This window comes from Amycolatopsis aidingensis (genome assembly GCF_018885265.1).
Classification (GTDB): Bacteria; Actinomycetota; Actinomycetes; order Mycobacteriales; family Pseudonocardiaceae; genus Amycolatopsis; species Amycolatopsis aidingensis.
On the sequence record NZ_CP076538.1, the window covers coordinates 1,816,175 to 1,831,158 of the forward strand.

The window sequence follows — 14,984 nt, forward strand, 5'->3', positions numbered from 1 at the left end:
ATACCGAAACCCCGTAATCTCTTGTCAGAGGACATGGCACAGCTGGTCTCGACGGGAGGAGACGGCTGTTTTCGCTGCTATAGATAGCAATCGGCGGAAGACAGTTGCTTCCCTAGACTGATGACACTTGATCCAGCAGAAGATCGCAGAACTTGTCGACAGTGGTTAGATCCTGATTTTCTTCGAGATCAATAAAAACGTCGAGCTTTGTTTCGATTTTTTCGATAAGTGCCAGGTACTCGATCGAACTCATTCCCGTCTCGGGGAACTCTGTATCTGATTCGATGGTCTGACTTTCCAGAACGCCGCCGGCAACCTCGGACAGTAGAGAGAAAATTTGTTGACGTAACTCTGCCCGTGCATCTTCCGCAGTCATGTATCCCCTTGTTTTGTTGAATAATTATTCAATATGGGTACATTGCATCTGGGATTGGAATGTTGGTTCGGTGTCAGTGATCGTAAAAACAGAGCGGCGTTTCAGTTGATCTCGGCGGCCGCGCGTACCGTTCCGATTGCGGTCAGCAAAAACTTCCCCCGTATGCCCACTGCTGTACCTCCCCAGGTGTGGTCCTTGCCGCACGTTTTAGTCAGCCCCAGAGTTCGTACATGCGAGCAAGCTGACACCATCGTGCCTGAATCGCCTGCGGTCCGCAAGTGACCAACCTAGACCGAAAGTAGGTTGAGGTTTGAGGTTGTGGGTGCTGCTGGGTGCCCGCTGCCGGCAAATGATCTCTTGCTGATTTCGGGGCTGGCGCCGTCGAGGTCACCGTGCCGCGGGTGAACGACGAGCCCGTCGACCCGGAGCGGGTGAGCGGCAGCGGTTCGCTTCGGCGATCCCGCGGCCGTGGGCGCGCAGACGCCGAAGATTACCGAGGGTGGGCGGCGCGCGTTTGCCGGGCGTGATCTGTCCGGTGTGGACTATGTCCAGCCATGGGCGGACGGTGTCGCTGTCAACATCCGTTTGGAGGAACACAGGCTGTGCATGCTGGTGCTGGTCGGTGGGCGCAGCCGAGGCCTTCGAAGCCACTTATGGGACGAACTTCGCAAAGCGGTCGTCAAGATCATCAACGATCTCGACGAACTGCTCGCGTTGAACACACCGCCTGAACCCAACCCCACCGACCCAGGAAGGAAATATGACGACCATAGACAAGATCGCGTGGATCCGGCTGGAAGGCGGCAAGATCCTCGGTACGCGGTCACGCGGCAAGGACGTGTACTACATCCCGGGTGGCAAACGCGAACCTGGCGAAACCGACATCCAGACCCTCATCCGGGAGATCAACGAAGAACTCGCCGTCGTCATCGCGCCCGCCAGCGCGACACACGTCGGCACCTTCCAAGCCCAGGCACACGGACACGCCACCGGCGTCACGGTGCGCATGACCTGCTACACCGCCGACTACCAGGGCACCCTGACCCCCAGCAGCGAGATCGAAGAACTCATCTGGCTGGCCTACACCGATCGCGACCGCGTAGCTCCCGTCGATCAGCTCATCTTCGACCACCTACAGCAGACCGGACAACTCACCTGACACCAAGCATCCGACACGGTCTGCCTACGCAACGGGGTCGGCTCCGCCTCCAACGCGCCCAGGATGCGCAGCCCGGTCGGCACGCTCCGGTGGCGGCCGAGGACAGCCCGTGCCTGCTGCAGGCGGCCCGCTACCCGGCGTGAGTGGATCCCCGGTCAGCCCAGGTCGTTGAACAACTCCAGCCTGGCCCGCATCTGGTCAAACGTGATCTGTCGACGACGCACGTCAACCCCACCTACGATGGCGTTCGGGACCTCCGTCCGCATCTTCGTCCGCAGGGGTCCGAGGCCGACCCCGGCAGGGGGCGACCGTCCGTACAGACGTGTACACGCCGGTGCCGGGAACAACAGGTAGGCCGGGCGTGTTGAAGCCGCTGCCAGCACGTCTGGCAGAATGATCCGCTGACGTCCGGCACCGGTTCACCTCGCTGACGCCCTGCGGGGACCCGGCGGCCACCCGAGAGAGGACACCATGAAGAGCGGTATTCACCCCGAGTACAAAATCACGAACGTGCACTGTGGTTGTGGTAACAGCTTCACCACCCGCAGCACCAAGGACACCGGCGACATCCACGTCGAAATCTGCTCGAGCTGCCACCCGTTCTACACCGGCAAGCAGAAGATTCTGGACACCGGTGGCCGGGTCGCCCGCTTCGAGGCCCGCTACGGCAAGCGCCCGAAGAAGGCCGGCGGCAAGTAGCTTCCGTGACGGCGCCCACTCCCGAGCTGGGGTGGGCGCCGTTTCTGTGTCATAACCCTGTCCCGGCAGTTCTGGTGGAATGAGGTCAGCGTGGAATCGGACTCTGTGCGGAGTTTGCTCGACGAGCACGCCGAGTTGGAACAGCAGCTCGCGGACCCGTCGGTGCACGCCGACCAGGAACGCGCCCGCAAGCTGGGCAGGCGGTACGCCGAACTGACTCCGGTGGTCAAGGCGGTCGCCGAGCTGGACGCGGTGCGGTCCGACCTGGCCGCCGCAAGGGAGCTGGCGAGCGAGGACCCCGCCTTCGCCACCGAGGCACAGGAGCTGGCCGAGCAGATCCCGGCGCTGGAAGCCCGGCTGACCGAACTGCTGCTGCCACGGGACCCCTACGACAGCTCCGACGTGCTGATGGAGATCAAGTCCGGGGAGGGCGGCGAGGAGTCGGCGCTGTTCGCGGGCGACCTGCTGCGCATGTACCTGCGCTACTCCGAACGGATGAACTGGAAGGTGGAGGTACTCGGCTCCACCGAGTCCGACCTCGGCGGCTACAAGGACGTCACGGTCTCGATCAAGAGCCGGGACGCCGAGGCGGCCGGGGTGTGGGCGCGGATGAAGTTCGAGGGCGGGGTGCACCGCGTGCAGCGGGTGCCGGCGACCGAGTCGCAGGGCCGGATCCACACCTCGGCCGCGGGGGTGCTGGTCTACCCCGAGCCCGAGGAGATCGAGGTGGAGCTGGACCCGAACGACCTGCGCATCGACGTGTACCGGTCCTCCGGCCCCGGTGGGCAGAGCGTGAACACTACCGACTCGGCGGTGCGGGTCACCCACCTGCCCACCGGCATCGTGGTGTCCTGCCAGAACGAGAAGTCGCAGATCCAGAACCGGGCGCGGGCGATCCAGGTGCTACAGGCCCGGTTGCAGGCCATGGCCGAGGAGGAGGCCGCGGCCAGGCAGGCCGACACCCGCCGCTCGCAGGTCCGCACCGTGGACCGCTCCGAGCGGGTGCGCACGTACAACTTCCCGGAGAACCGCATCTCCGACCACCGGGTCAACTACAAGGCGTACAACCTGGACCAGGTGCTCGACGGTGAGCTGGACGCAGTGCTGGATGCGCTGGCGGCCGCCGAGCGGGAGGAACGTCTCGCCGAGCAGACGGTCTGAACCAGGGCCCGGCATGGCCGGTTCAGCCGGACCAGTGCCCGGAGATGAACTTCGCGAACAGCAGTGCCTGCAGCAGCCCGCCCAGGTACAGCGTGACGTAGGCCGCCGGACGCAGCACCCGGCTGCGCTGCGCCAGCGCGGCGAGCGCCACGTACAGCACCAGGCAGGGCAGCACGTACCGGTGCACCGAGACCACGTTGCTGTTCAGCGTGAACATCACGATGGCGACCAGGCCGAACACCGCGAGCGGGACCAGGGCCGTCCGGTCCTCGCGCTGCGCGGGCGGCAGGCAGGCGGCGGCAGGACCGTGCAGCCGCCGGTCCCGCAGCACGCAGCCGATCAGGTAACAGGACGCGGCCAGCAGCAGCACCAGCCCGATCACCGGGAGTACATGGCTGACCAGCCGCCAGGTGGTCATCTGGTCCAGCCCGAGCAGCGCGCGGCCGGTCAGCTCGACCTCCTCGGCGATGGTTGCCGGGAAGTTCGGGTTGAACACGTGGTAGCTCCACGAGTTCGCCGCCTGATAGGCGTGGAACATGCCCAGCGCGTCCCCGGTCACCACCCGCAGGTAGGCCATGTACCCGGCGAAACCCGCGATACTGGCCGGGAACCACAGCAGGTTCGGCGAGAGCAGGCCGCGCAGGCTCCACCCCCTTGACCGCCAGAACTCCAGGAAGCACAGGCCGACGAACAGCACGCCGGTGATCCGGCTGGCAGTGATGGCCATCAGGCACAGGCCCATCCACGCCCAGCTGCGGCGCAGCGCGAACAGGTAGGCCCAGAAGCCGATCGCGCAGAACAGCGCCTCGCTGTAGAAGACGTGCAGGAAGTACGCGGCCGGTGCGCTGAGGAAGCCGGCAACGGCCAGCCACGGTCCGTTGCCCTCACCGAGGTGGTATCGGACGATCTTGAGCAGGGCCACCACGGCGAGCCAGCTGGCCACCGTGTTGATCAGCATCCCGGCGGCCAGCACCCCCAGCTGGCCGAAGGTGATGGTCTGAACCAGCCACACCGTGAACGGGAACAACGGATAGAACGCCCGGATCGGCACGAACTCCGCGTAGCCGCCGTCCAGGATGTGCCCGTAGTGCACCCCGTCCCAGCGGTAGGTGTGCGCGAGCAGGCCGTCCCCGGAACCGATACCGGAGCCGGGGATGCCCTCGCTGGTCGGCAACGTGGGGCCGAACAGCAAGGCGGCCGCGGTGAGGGCGCCGTGCCAGAGCAGCACGACGAACAGTGCCACGCCGAAGTCGCCGGAAAGGAACGCGTGCCACCGGGAGGGACGCGCCAGCCGCCCGCGCGCGGCCGGTACCGGCGCGGTCTGTTCGGCCTCGATCGCGGTGCCGCTGGTCATGTCGAAGCTCCTCGCCGGAAGACCACGGTGCTGTACAGGACGTAGTTCCACACCAGCCCCACGGCGATTCCGGCTGCCTTCGGCACCAGCAGGGGCAGGTCGGGGAAAGCGCCACCGACGAGCATGATCACGACCGGTTGCACGGCCCACAGCCCGATAGCGGTGATGGTGAAGAAAAGCAGCGCCTGCAGGCGCGGGTCGCCCTCCTTTGCGCGGAAGGTGAAACTGCGGTTCAGGCTGAAGCTCAACAGCATTCCGGCGCTGGTGGAAAGGAAGTTCGCGAAAAAGATCGGCAACCCGGCGGTGACGAGTACCAGGTAACCGACGAAATCGACCGCGGTGTTGGCTATGCCGACGAGCCCGAACCGCAGCCTGGTTGGCGTGAGGACTTTCAACCGACGAGACTCTTCAGCTCGGTGTCCGCCTCGGCCTCGGCGCCGGTGCGGACGGAGGCCACGGTGTAGAGCGGCCGGTTCTGCACCTGCGCGTAGGTGCGGCCGATATAGCTGCCGAGTACCCCGATCATGATGAGCTGGATACCGCCGAGGAAGAATGTCGCGATGGTGATGAAAGCCCAGCCGGGAACCGCCGTCTCCGGGGCGAACAGTTTCACACCGAGAACGTAGAGGATCCCCGCGAAGCTCAGCAGGGAAATGGTGTAGCCGATCCGGCTGATCAGCCGCAGCGGCGCAACCGAAAAGCCGAGAATGCCATCGGCAGCGAACCGGAGCATCTTGCTCAACGGATAGCCAGTGCTGCCCGCATTCCGCTTGTCCCGGTCGAACGGGACCGCGACCTGCCGGAAACCGATGTAGCTGACCAGCCCCCGCAGGAAACGGTCGCGTTCCCGGTACTTCCGCAGCTCGTCGACCACCTTCCGGTCGAGCAGCCGGAAATCGCCGGTGTTCTTCGGGATGTCGATGGCGGCGAGCTTACGCAACAGCCAGTAGAAGCCGGCCGCGGTGGCCTTCTTGAACGCCGAGTCCTGCCGGGACCTGCGCTGGGCGTACACCACGTGGTAGCCCTGCTCCCACTTCTCCATCAGCTCCAGAGCGACCCGCGGCGGGTCCTGCATATCGCTGTCCATGATGACGGCGGCGTCCGCGTCCACCAGGTCCAGGCCGGCGGTGACGGCCAGCTGGTGGCCGAAGTTGCGGGAGAGCTCGACCACGGTGACCCGGTCGTCGGCATCGGCCAGCGCGTTCAGCCGGGCCAGTGACTCGTCCTTGCTGCCGTCATCCACGTAGATGAACTGGAAGCGGTACCGATCCGACACGGCCGAGGTGACCTCGTCCACCGTCCGGTGCAGCAGGTCGATGTTGTCCGCCTCGTTGAAGATCGGGAATACGAACGCGACGGTACGTCTGTTGTCGGTGCTGTCCAGCTGTCTGGCCGTGTCCCATTGCCCAGCCACCAGTCCACCCCTCAGAAACGTGGGTTGTTTTCTTCCCTCAATGCAGATCGACGGGGATCACACAGCGTTACATCTGTTCGCAACGAGGAGCACTATAGCGTCCGCAGTAACTCGAACGAGTGACGACCCCAGCCGGGTAGGCCCGCCGAGTCACCTGGCTGGGTAGAAGCGTGGCGGGCTGGCCATCGACCTGCCGGGCAAGTGAAGATGGCCTGGTGAAGCGACAGCCGTTGCGCCTGGCGATCCTCGAGGCGACCAGGATCCTGACCGAGGCCGGGGTGGCCTCCCCCCGCGCCGATGCCGAGTTGATCGCCGCCCATGTGCTCGGCGTGGAACGCGGGCGGCTGCCCCTGGTACCGCTGGTCGACACGGCCGTGGTGGACGCGATCGGGCAGCTGGTCATGCAGCGGGCCAAGCGCATCCCGCTACAGCACCTGATCGGGTGGGCGGCGCTCGGCGGGATCACGGTGGACGTCGGGCCGGGGGTGTTCGTGCCGCGGCCGGAGACCGAGTTGCTCCTGGAGTGGGGACTCGGCGTGCTGAAGGGCAGGGAGTACCCGGTGGTGGTCGACCTCTGCACCGGTTCCGGTGCGCTGGCGCTCGCGGTCGCGCACGCCCGGCCGGACGCCGTCGTCTACGCGGTCGACGTCGACCGCAACGCGCTGGCCTGGGCCCGGCACAACGCGGAGGCCAGGGCGGCGGCCGGGGACACCCCGATCCGGCTGTACTCCGGCGATGTCGCCGACAACACCATGTTCGCCGAGCTGGACGGGCTGGTGGACCTGGTGCTGTGCAACCCGCCCTACGTCCCGGAGGGCACCCAGGTGCCGCCGGAGGTCGCCGAGTACGACCCGGCGCACGCGGTGTTCGCGCCGGAGAGCGGGCTGGCCGTGATCCGGCATGTGGTCGCCGCGTCGGCACGGTTGCTGCGGCCCGGCGGCGGGCTGGCGATCGAGCACGACGACACCCATGCGCAGGCGGTACCGGCACTGCTGCGCGCCCGCAGGGTGCTCACCGAGGTGGCGGGTCATGCCGACCTCACCGGGCGTCCCCGGTTCGCGACGGCCCGCCGAGGCTGACTTCGCCGCGCTCGTTAGGCTCAGCGGCTATGAGCGCCCTGTACGACTGTAACGAGCGGGAGAGCAGGACCGAAGGCCTCGCGGCCGCGGCGGGTGCCGTGCGTTCCGGCCGGCTGGTCGTGCTGCCGACCGACACGGTGTACGGCATCGGTGCCGACGCCTTCGACACCACGGCGGTGCACGCGCTGTTGCAGGCCAAGAACCGGGGGCCGGACATGCCGGTGGGCGTACTGGTCGGCTCATGGTCCACAGTGGACGGACTCACGCTCGGCGTGCCGCCGCAGGCCCGCGCGCTGATCGAGGCGTTCTGGCCCGGTGACCTCTCCATCGTGCTGCCGCACGCGCCGAGCCTGAGCTGGAACCTCGGCAGCACCCGGGGCACCGTGATGGTGCGCATGCCGCTGCATCCGGTCGCGCTGGACCTGCTGCGTGAGGTCGGGCCGATGGCGGTCTCCAGCGCCAACGTCTCCGGGAGGCCGCCCGCGAGCACCGCGGAGCAGGCCAGGGAGCAGCTCGGCGAATCGGTGGCGGTGTACCTGGACGGTGGCCCCAGTGGGGACCCGGTTCCCTCGACCATCGTCGACCTGACCGGCGACGCGCCGGTGCTGCTGCGCGAGGGTGCGGTCAGCGCGGCGGCGGTTTCCGAGGTGCTCGGTATGCCGGTGCAGGGCAGGGACGACTAGAGACCCTGGATTGCGAGCGTCGTGACTCCGACCGTCAGCGCAGGGCTCCCGATCCGGGAGTACATCCTCGTCGCGCTCATCTCGGCCGCGGTGACCTTCCTGCTCACCGGGCTGATCCGCCGGTTCGCGATCAAGGCGGGCGCGATCGCCACCCCGCGGGCCCGCGATGTGCACGTCATCCCGATCCCCCGGATGGGCGGGCTGGCGATGTACCTCGGGGTGCTCGGCGGGATGGCGCTGGCCCACCAGCTGCCCGCGTTGCGCCGCGCATTCGAGTACTCCTTCGACCCGGTCGGGGTGCTGCTCGGCGGGGGCGTGATCGTGCTGATCGGCGCGCTGGACGACCGTTTCGAACTGGACGCCTGGACCAAGCTGGCCGGTCAGGTCATGTGCGCGGGGATCCTGGTGATCTTCGGGGTGCAGTGGAACACCTTCTGGGTGCCATGGGGCGGCAACGAGGAGGTGCTCGGCTCGGTCCTGCAGCTGGACAACAACCAGGGCGGGCTGCTGGCCGTGCTGCTCGTGGTCGTGATGGTCAACGCGATGAACTTCGTGGACGGCCTGGACGGCCTCGCGGGCGGGCTCGGCTTCATCGCCGCGGCCGCGACCTGCGCCTTCTCCCTCGGCCTGCTCGCCACCTCAGGGGGAGACGTCGGTAGCTACCCACCGGCGCTGATCGCGGCCACCCTTGCCGGGGCCTGCCTCGGCTTCCTGCCGCACAACTTCCAGCCCGCCAAGATCTTCATGGGCGACTCCGGCTCCATGATGATCGGGCTGATGCTGGCCGCGGCCAGCACCTCGGCCTCCGGCAAGATCAACTACCTCACCTTCAGTCCCTCCGACACGCTGGCCCTGATGTCCCCGCTGCTGGTCGTGGCCGCGGTGCTGTTCCTGCCGCTGCTGGACCTGATGCTGGCGGTGATCCGGCGGACCCGCCGGGGGGAGAGCCCGTTCGCCGCGGACAAGATGCATCTGCACCACCGGCTGCTGGAGATCGGGCATTCCCAGCGGCGGGCCGTCCTGCTGATCTACCTGTGGGCAGGCCTGCTGGCCTTCGGCGCGGTCTCGGTGACCCTGTTCGACAGCACCATCGTGTTCTGGCTCGTCGCAGCGGGCCTCCTGCTGGCGGCGCTGATCTCCGCGGTGCCTAGACTGAAGTCGAGGAACCAGCAGGGAGTGCCGTAGTGAGCGAGAACGCGCAGACCGAGACCAACCCGCATGCCGAGAGCGTGCGCAAGCTGGCCAGCGCCATGCTGCGGTACGCCTTGTGGCCCTCGGTCGCAACCGCGACGGTCGCCGTGCTGGTCAGCACCCTGTTGACCGGGACATCCGGGCTGTTCAGCTCCCTGATCGGGGTCGGTGTGGCGCTCGTCTCATCCCTGGCGACGCTGGCACTCATGCGCAAGACCGCCGCGATGAACCCGATGATGGTGATGGCCGTGGCGATGGGGGGACTGGTGGGCAAGTTGCTGGCGCTACTGGGCATCGCGGCCGCCCTCGGCTCGCTGAGCTGGTTGCACCGGGAGGCACTTGCCCTATCGATGCTCGCCGTCGTGCTGGTCTGGGCGGGTGCGGAGGCACTGGCGTTCCGCAAGACCAAGATCCCGACGATCATCCCGGACGGCCGCTAAGGAGTACGCCTGTACGGCGTTGCGCAAAGGGCTGGTATGGTCCGCCACCAGGAAGCGGTTGCCCTCCGTCTCGGGGTGCTGTCCGGCAAACCACCCGCATGGACCTGGTGAGTTACCCCCGTACCTCACCCGCGGCGGGTTGTGACCCGAGACCCTACGGAGAGTCGGCATCCGCTTCCCGGTGCCTGATCCCGATCGGGTACGTTAAGTCCAGATCGTGACGATTCCCCCGGCGGAGTGAACGCCGGCCGGGAGAACCGGAAGGAGCCCAGTTGGGCGCGCTGGTACTAGCCGAAGGTGGCGAGTTCGTCCCTCCGGGTGTTGAGACCCTTTTCCCGCCCGCCATCGGGCTCGGCATCACCAAGCCGATGGTGCTGCTGGTCCTGGCGTTGGTCATCGTGTCCGCGTTCTTCCTGCTCAGCTCGCGCAACCTGAAGCTGGTGCCAGGGAAGTTCCAGTTCGCGGCCGAGTCGGTGTACGACCTGGCCCGGAACAACATCGCGCGGGACCAGATCGGCTCGAAGGACTTTCGCGCGTTCATCCCCCTGATCCTGGCGTTGTTCAGCTTCATTCTGGTGAACAACCTTTTCGGGATCATCCCGCTCGTGCAGTTCCCGACGTTCGCGCACTTCGGCTTCCCACTCGCACTCTCGCTGCTGGTCGTTTACCCGGTTTACCACTTCGTCGGCTTCCGGCGGCACGGATTCGGCGGCTATCTGAAGCACCAGTTGATGCCCCCTGGCGCGCCCGGGTTCGTCATGCCGCTGCTGATTGTGCTCGAGTTCGTCCAGAAGTTCGTCTTCAACCCCATCACGTTGGCCATCCGGGTTTTCGCCGCGATGTTCGCAGGGCACCTGCTGTTGGCGCTGTTCGCGGTCGCCGGTGAGTACCTGGTGGTGGAGGCGGGCGCGGCACTCAAGCCGGTCGGGGTGGTTTCGTTTCTGTTCGGCCTCGTGCTGTTCTTCGTGGAAGCCCTGATTCAGGTGGTGCAGGCCTACGTGTTCGCCGTGCTGTCCGCGGGTTACATCGGTATGGCGCTGGCCGAGGACCACTGACCCAACAAAACACATAAGCCCGATCCGTGCCCGCACGGACCGAGTTGAAAGGGAAACACAAGTGAGCAACATTGTTCTCGCGCAGGAGGCCGTGAACCTCAACCAGGGTCTCGCCGCGATCGGTTATGGCCTGGCCGCGATCGGTCCCGGTATCGGTGTGGGTCTGGTGTGGGCCGCCGTCATCAACGGCACCGCCCGGCAGCCGGAAGCCCAGGGCAAGCTGATGGGTATCGGCTGGACCACGTTCGCGCTGAGCGAGGTGCTCGCCCTGCTCGGCTTCATCGTGTACTTCATCGCTTCTGCCTGAGCCGATCGAACGGCCCTTAGGGAGGCATGGTGCTGAACACACAGATGGTGCTGGCGGCCGAGGAAGTCAACCCGGTTATTCCGCACGTCTCCGAGATCATTCTCGGGCTGGTCGGTTTTCTCATCCTGCTGTGGCTGCTGAAGAAGTTCGCGGTTCCGCGCTTCGAGAAGCTGTACGAGGAACGCACGGAGAAGATCGAGGGCGGCATCGAGAAGGCCGAGAAGGCCCAGGCCGCGGCCGAGCAGGCGCTGGAGCAGTACAAGGCGCAGCTGGCAGAGGCACGGACCGAGGCGGCCAAGATCCGCGACGACGCCAGGGTGGAGGCCGAGCAGATCAAGGAAGAGCTGCGGGCCGAGGCCCAGGAGGAGGCCAGGCGGATCGTCTCGCAGGGCGAGGCGCAGCTGCAGGCGCAGAAGGCGCAGATCATCGCCGAGCTGCGGGCCGAGCTCGGACGCAACTCGGTCGAGCTGGCCAGCCGGATCATCGGTGAGTCCCTCGAGGACGAGGCCCGCCGCCGCGGCACGATCGACCGGTTCCTCAACGAGCTCGAGACCAGTGGCAACGGTGCGGCCGGGGCAAGGACGTAGGACATGACGCTGCATGCTGCTAGCCGCGAAGCACTGGCCGCCGCCGAGACCCGCCTGGACGAGGTGCTGGCCGACGCCGGGGCGGATCCTTCCGCCGTCGGCGAGGAGCTGCTGTCCGTGGTCGGCCTGCTGACCAGGGAGGTCGGGCTGCGCAGGGCCGTCGGCGACGGTTCCTCCGAGCCCGGTGCCCGCACCCGGCTGGTCCGGTCCCTGCTCGAGGGAAAGGTCTCCGAACCGACCCTGACGGTGCTGGACACCGTGGCCGGTGCCCGGTGGTCCAGCCCGCGTGAGCTGGTCGACGGGCTGGAGTCCCTCGGCCGCTCCGCGCTGCTGACCAGTGCGGAGCGTGCGGGCAGCCTGGCCACAGTGGAGGACCAGCTCTTCCGAATCGCCCGTATCGTGGCGAGCGAGCCAGAACTGGACCGGGCGCTGTCCGACCGGACCGCACCCGAGCAGGCCCGCCGCGGGCTGGTGCGGAACCTGTTCGACGGCAAGGTGGACCAGGTCGCCGTGATCATGGTCGAGCAGCTGGTTTCGCGGCTGCGCGGCCGCGGTATCGGGCGTGGGCTGGACCACCTGGTGGGACTGGCCGCGCAGCGCAGGGAGCGGTCGGTGGCACACGTGACGGCCGCAAGCGAGCTGTCCGAGGAGCAGCAGGACCGGCTGGCCGAGCGGCTGCGGCAGATCTACGGCCGGCCGATGGCCCTGCACGTCGAACGCGACCCGAGCGTCGGCGGTGGCCTGCTGATCAGGGTCGGTGACGAGGTCATCGACGGTACGTCGGCGGGCCGCATCGCGGCGCTGCGCCGTCAGCTCGCCGGCTGAGGGCACACACTTTCAGACACTGGCAGAAGAGAAGCGAGAGCGGGAACGACAATGGCGGAGCTGACGATCTCCTCGGATGAGATCGCCAACGCGATCGAGAACTACGTCTCGAGTTACTCCCCGGACGTGAGCCGGGAAGAGGTCGGCACGGTCATCGACACCGGTGACGGTGTTGCCCACGTCGAGGGTCTGCCCTCGACGATGGCCAACGAGCTGCTGGAGTTCCCCGGCGGCGTCCTCGGGGTGGCCCTGAACCTGGAGCCGCGCCAGATCGGTGTCGTCATCCTCGGTGACTTCGAGACCATCCAGGAAGGCCAGGAGGTCAAGCGCACCGGCCGGATCCTCTCGATCCCGGTCGGCGAGAACTTCCTCGGCCGGACCATCAACCCGCTGGGCCAGCCGCTGGACGGCCTCGGCGACATCGAGTCCTCCGACAACCGCGCGCTCGAGCTGCAGGCCGCCTCGGTGGTGCAGCGCCAGCCGGTGAGCGAGCCGCTGCAGACCGGTATCACCGCGATCGACGCGATGACCCCGATCGGCCGTGGCCAGCGGCAGCTGATCATCGGTGACCGTAAGACCGGTAAGACCACGGTCTGCGTGGACACGATCATCAACCAGAAGCGCAACTGGGAGTCCGGCGACCCCAGCCAGCAGGTGCGCTGCATCTACGTCGCGGTCGGCCAGAAGGGCACGACCATCGCCGGGGTGCGCAAGACGCTGGAGGACGCGGGCGCGCTGGAGTACACCACCATCGTGGCCGCCCCCGCTTCGGACTCCGCAGGCTTCAAGTGGCTGGCCCCGTTCGCCGGTGCCGCGCTCGGCCAGCAGTGGATGTACGAGGGCAAGCACGTCCTGATCGTCTTCGACGACCTCACCAAGCAGGCCGAGGCCTACCGCGCGCTCTCGCTGCTGCTGCGCCGCCCGCCGGGCCGCGAGGCGTTCCCCGGCGACGTCTTCTACTTGCACTCCCGCCTGCTGGAGCGCTGCGCCAAGCTGAACGACGAGCTGGGCGGTGGCTCGCTGACCGGGCTGCCGGTCATCGAGACCAAGGCCAACGACATCTCGGCCTACATCCCGACCAACGTGATCTCGATCACCGACGGGCAGTGCTTCTTCCAGTCCGACCTGTTCAACTCCGGCCAGCGGCCTGCGGTGGACGTGACGACCTCGGTGTCCAGGGTCGGTGGTGACGCGCAGATCAAGGCGATGAAGACCGTCGCGGGTTCGCTGCGGATCGACCTCTCCCAGTACCAGGAGCTGCAGGCCTTCGCGGCCTTCGCCTCCGATCTCGACCCGACCTCCAAGGCGCAGCTGGACCGTGGTGCCCGGCTGTACGAGATGCTCAAGCAGCCGCAGAACTCGCCGATCGCGGTGGAGCACCAGATCATCTCGGTGTGGCTGGGCACCAACGGTCACTTCGACGATGTGCCCACCGAGGACGTGGCCCGGTTCAACAACGAGCTGATGGCCAACCTGCGGCACAAGCACGACGACATCCTGACCGAGATCCGCGAGCAGAAGAAGTGGACCGAGGAGATCGCCGAGCGGGTCGCCGCCGCCACCAACGAGTTCAAGAAGGGCTTCACCACCTCCGAGGGCAAGCCGCTGGTGAACGAGGCCCAGGCCGAGGCCATGGAAGCCGACAAGGTCGGGCAGGAGACCGTGAAGGTCAACAAGCCCGCGCCGAAGAAGTGACCGGATAAGCCATGGCCCAACTTCGTGAACTCCGGCAGAAGGTCAAGGCGACCAAGGCGATCGGCAAGATCACCAAGGCCCAGGAGCTGATCGCCACATCCCGGATCGGTAAGGCGCAGGCCAGGGTGGAGGCCGCCCGGCCATACGCCGACGAGATCACCAAGGTGCTCTCCGCGCTGGCTACCGCGGCGTCCACACTGGACGACCCGTTGCTGACCGCAAGGGAGAACCCGACCAGGGTCGCCGTGCTGGTGGTCACCAGCGACAGCGGCCAGTGCGGTGGGTACAACGCCAACGTGCAGCGGACCACCGAGGAACTGCTGTCCCTGCTGCGGGAGCAGGGAAAGGAGCCGGTGCTCTACGTGACCGGCAGCAAGGGTCTCGGGTACTACCGGTTCCGTGGGCGCGAGATCCAGCAGTACTGGACCGGGTTCTCCCAGCGGCCGCACTACACCGACGCAGCCGAGATCGGTTCCACCCTGGTGCAGGCGTTCCTCGCCGGCGCGGACGACGAGGGCGGCGCCCCCGGCCCTGACGGGGTGCTCGGCGTGGACGAGCTGCACATCGTCTACACCGAGTTCCGCTCCATGCTCACCCAGACCCCGGTTGCCAAGCGGGTCGCGCCGCTCGAGGTGGAGTACTCCGACGGCTCGGCCGAGGCCGCGGAGGCCGCCGGGCTGGCGTCCTCGTACGAGTTCGAGCCGAATGCGGAGAAGCTGCTCGGCGCGCTGCTGCCGAAGTACATCAACACGCGGATCTTCTCGGCGCTGCTGGAAGCGGCGGCCTCCGAGCTGGCCGCGCGGCGGACCGCGATGAAGGCCGCATCGGACAACGCACAAGAGCTGGTGGAGACCTACACGCGGCTGGCGAACCAGGCGCGCCAGGCCCAGATCACCCAGGAGATCAGCGAAATCGTCGGCGGTGCTAACGCGCTTGCCGCTGTAGGAAGTGATGACTGA

17 protein-coding genes are annotated in these 14,984 nt (G+C 67.0%); 13 read left to right on the forward strand and 4 right to left on the reverse strand.

What is annotated here, in order from left to right; genetic code table 11:
* Positions 1-112 precede the first annotated feature (112 nt).
* Positions 113-376, reverse strand: coding sequence for an acyl carrier protein (locus KOI47_RS08605; RefSeq protein ID WP_216215460.1), 264 nt, complete (start codon positions 374-376; stop codon positions 113-115).
* A gap of 760 nt (positions 377-1,136) precedes the next feature.
* Between KOI47_RS08605 and KOI47_RS08610 the strand changes: the two genes are divergently transcribed.
* From KOI47_RS08610 to prfA, 3 genes are all read left to right on the forward strand, one after another.
* Positions 1,137-1,535, forward strand: coding sequence for an NUDIX hydrolase (locus KOI47_RS08610; protein ID WP_216215461.1), 399 nt, complete (start codon positions 1,137-1,139; stop codon positions 1,533-1,535).
* A 471-nt stretch (positions 1,536-2,006) separates the two neighbouring features.
* Positions 2,007-2,234: a 50S ribosomal protein L31 gene (gene rpmE / locus KOI47_RS08615; RefSeq protein WP_216215462.1), complete on the forward strand. Its 228-nt coding sequence runs from the start codon at positions 2,007-2,009 to the stop codon at positions 2,232-2,234.
* Between the two features lie 90 nt (positions 2,235-2,324).
* On the forward strand, positions 2,325-3,395 hold the full coding sequence (gene prfA / locus KOI47_RS08620; RefSeq protein WP_216215463.1) for a peptide chain release factor 1: 1,071 nt from the start codon (positions 2,325-2,327) through the stop codon (positions 3,393-3,395).
* Positions 3,396-3,417: 22 nt separating this feature from the next.
* On the opposite strand, the gene KOI47_RS08625 is transcribed toward prfA, so the two are convergent.
* From KOI47_RS08625 to KOI47_RS08635, 3 genes are read right to left on the reverse strand one after another with little or no spacing between them, the layout of a single operon-like run.
* Entirely contained in the window at positions 3,418-4,749 is a 1,332-nt protein-coding gene (locus KOI47_RS08625) for a mannosyltransferase family protein (RefSeq protein ID WP_216215464.1), read from the reverse strand.
* On the reverse strand, positions 4,746-5,144 hold the full coding sequence (locus tag KOI47_RS08630) for a GtrA family protein (protein WP_216215465.1): 399 nt from the start codon (positions 5,142-5,144) through the stop codon (positions 4,746-4,748). Before KOI47_RS08630 ends, KOI47_RS08625 begins: the two co-directional genes overlap by 4 nt.
* The gene (locus tag KOI47_RS08635; RefSeq protein ID WP_232376628.1) at positions 5,141-6,163 is read right to left on the reverse strand and encodes a glycosyltransferase family 2 protein; all 1,023 of its coding nucleotides are present in this window, start codon (positions 6,161-6,163) and stop codon (positions 5,141-5,143) included. The genes KOI47_RS08630 and KOI47_RS08635 overlap by 4 nt, the downstream gene beginning before the upstream one ends.
* A 215-nt stretch (positions 6,164-6,378) precedes the next feature.
* Between KOI47_RS08635 and prmC the strand changes: the two genes are divergently transcribed.
* The 10 genes from prmC (at position 6,379) to KOI47_RS08685 (ending at position 14,984) form a co-directional block, all read left to right on the forward strand.
* Positions 6,379-7,242 (forward strand): peptide chain release factor N(5)-glutamine methyltransferase, encoded by an 864-nt coding sequence (gene prmC / locus KOI47_RS08640; RefSeq protein WP_216215466.1) that lies wholly within the window; start codon positions 6,379-6,381, stop codon positions 7,240-7,242.
* Between the two features lie 29 nt (positions 7,243-7,271).
* A complete protein-coding gene (locus KOI47_RS08645; RefSeq protein WP_216215467.1) occupies positions 7,272-7,925 on the forward strand; it encodes an L-threonylcarbamoyladenylate synthase in 654 nt (217 codons plus the stop codon).
* A gap of 21 nt (positions 7,926-7,946) precedes the next feature.
* Positions 7,947-9,110, forward strand: coding sequence for a glycosyltransferase family 4 protein (locus KOI47_RS08650; protein ID WP_216215468.1), 1,164 nt, complete (start codon positions 7,947-7,949; stop codon positions 9,108-9,110).
* The gene (locus tag KOI47_RS08655) at positions 9,110-9,556 is read left to right on the forward strand and encodes a hypothetical protein (RefSeq protein ID WP_216215469.1); all 447 of its coding nucleotides are present in this window, start codon (positions 9,110-9,112) and stop codon (positions 9,554-9,556) included. The genes KOI47_RS08650 and KOI47_RS08655 overlap by 1 nt, the downstream gene beginning before the upstream one ends.
* 272 nt (positions 9,557-9,828) lie before the next feature.
* Positions 9,829-10,611, forward strand: coding sequence for a F0F1 ATP synthase subunit A (gene atpB / locus KOI47_RS08660; protein WP_216215470.1), 783 nt, complete (start codon positions 9,829-9,831; stop codon positions 10,609-10,611).
* A gap of 61 nt (positions 10,612-10,672) precedes the next feature.
* The gene (locus KOI47_RS08665) at positions 10,673-10,918 is read left to right on the forward strand and encodes an ATP synthase subunit c family protein (protein ID WP_216215471.1); all 246 of its coding nucleotides are present in this window, start codon (positions 10,673-10,675) and stop codon (positions 10,916-10,918) included.
* Between the two features lie 44 nt (positions 10,919-10,962).
* Complete coding sequence (locus KOI47_RS08670) at positions 10,963-11,505, forward strand: F0F1 ATP synthase subunit B (protein ID WP_216217191.1); 543 nt, start codon at positions 10,963-10,965, stop codon at positions 11,503-11,505.
* A gap of 3 nt (positions 11,506-11,508) precedes the next feature.
* Positions 11,509-12,330: a F0F1 ATP synthase subunit delta gene (locus tag KOI47_RS08675; protein ID WP_216215472.1), complete on the forward strand. Its 822-nt coding sequence runs from the start codon at positions 11,509-11,511 to the stop codon at positions 12,328-12,330.
* 51 nt (positions 12,331-12,381) lie between these two features.
* Positions 12,382-14,025 carry a F0F1 ATP synthase subunit alpha gene (gene atpA / locus KOI47_RS08680; protein WP_216215473.1) on the forward strand — a complete coding sequence of 548 codons (1,644 nt, stop codon included), beginning with the start codon at positions 12,382-12,384 and terminating at the stop codon, positions 14,023-14,025.
* 11 nt (positions 14,026-14,036) lie between these two features.
* A complete protein-coding gene (locus tag KOI47_RS08685) occupies positions 14,037-14,984 on the forward strand; it encodes a F0F1 ATP synthase subunit gamma (protein ID WP_216215474.1) in 948 nt (315 codons plus the stop codon).

Excerpts from the sequence above, each read along its gene's own strand:
- KOI47_RS08670 (WP_216217191.1), top strand. The coding sequence starts at position 10,963 with ATGGTGCTGGCGGCCGAGGAAGTCAACCCGGTTATTCCGCACGTCTCC.
- KOI47_RS08685 (WP_216215474.1), top strand. The coding sequence starts at position 14,037 with ATGGCCCAACTTCGTGAACTCCGGCAGAAGGTCAAGGCGACCAAGGCG.
- KOI47_RS08610 (WP_216215461.1), top strand. The coding sequence starts at position 1,137 with ATGACGACCATAGACAAGATCGCGTGGATCCGGCTGGAAGGCGGCAAG.
- rpmE (WP_216215462.1), top strand. The coding sequence starts at position 2,007 with ATGAAGAGCGGTATTCACCCCGAGTACAAAATCACGAACGTGCACTGT.
- KOI47_RS08645 (WP_216215467.1), top strand. The coding sequence starts at position 7,272 with ATGAGCGCCCTGTACGACTGTAACGAGCGGGAGAGCAGGACCGAAGGC.
- KOI47_RS08605 (WP_216215460.1), bottom strand. The coding sequence starts at position 376 with ATGACTGCGGAAGATGCACGGGCAGAGTTACGTCAACAAATTTTCTCT.
- KOI47_RS08675 (WP_216215472.1), top strand. The coding sequence starts at position 11,509 with ATGACGCTGCATGCTGCTAGCCGCGAAGCACTGGCCGCCGCCGAGACC.
- atpA (WP_216215473.1), top strand. The coding sequence starts at position 12,382 with ATGGCGGAGCTGACGATCTCCTCGGATGAGATCGCCAACGCGATCGAG.
- KOI47_RS08625 (WP_216215464.1), bottom strand. The coding sequence starts at position 4,749 with ATGACCAGCGGCACCGCGATCGAGGCCGAACAGACCGCGCCGGTACCG.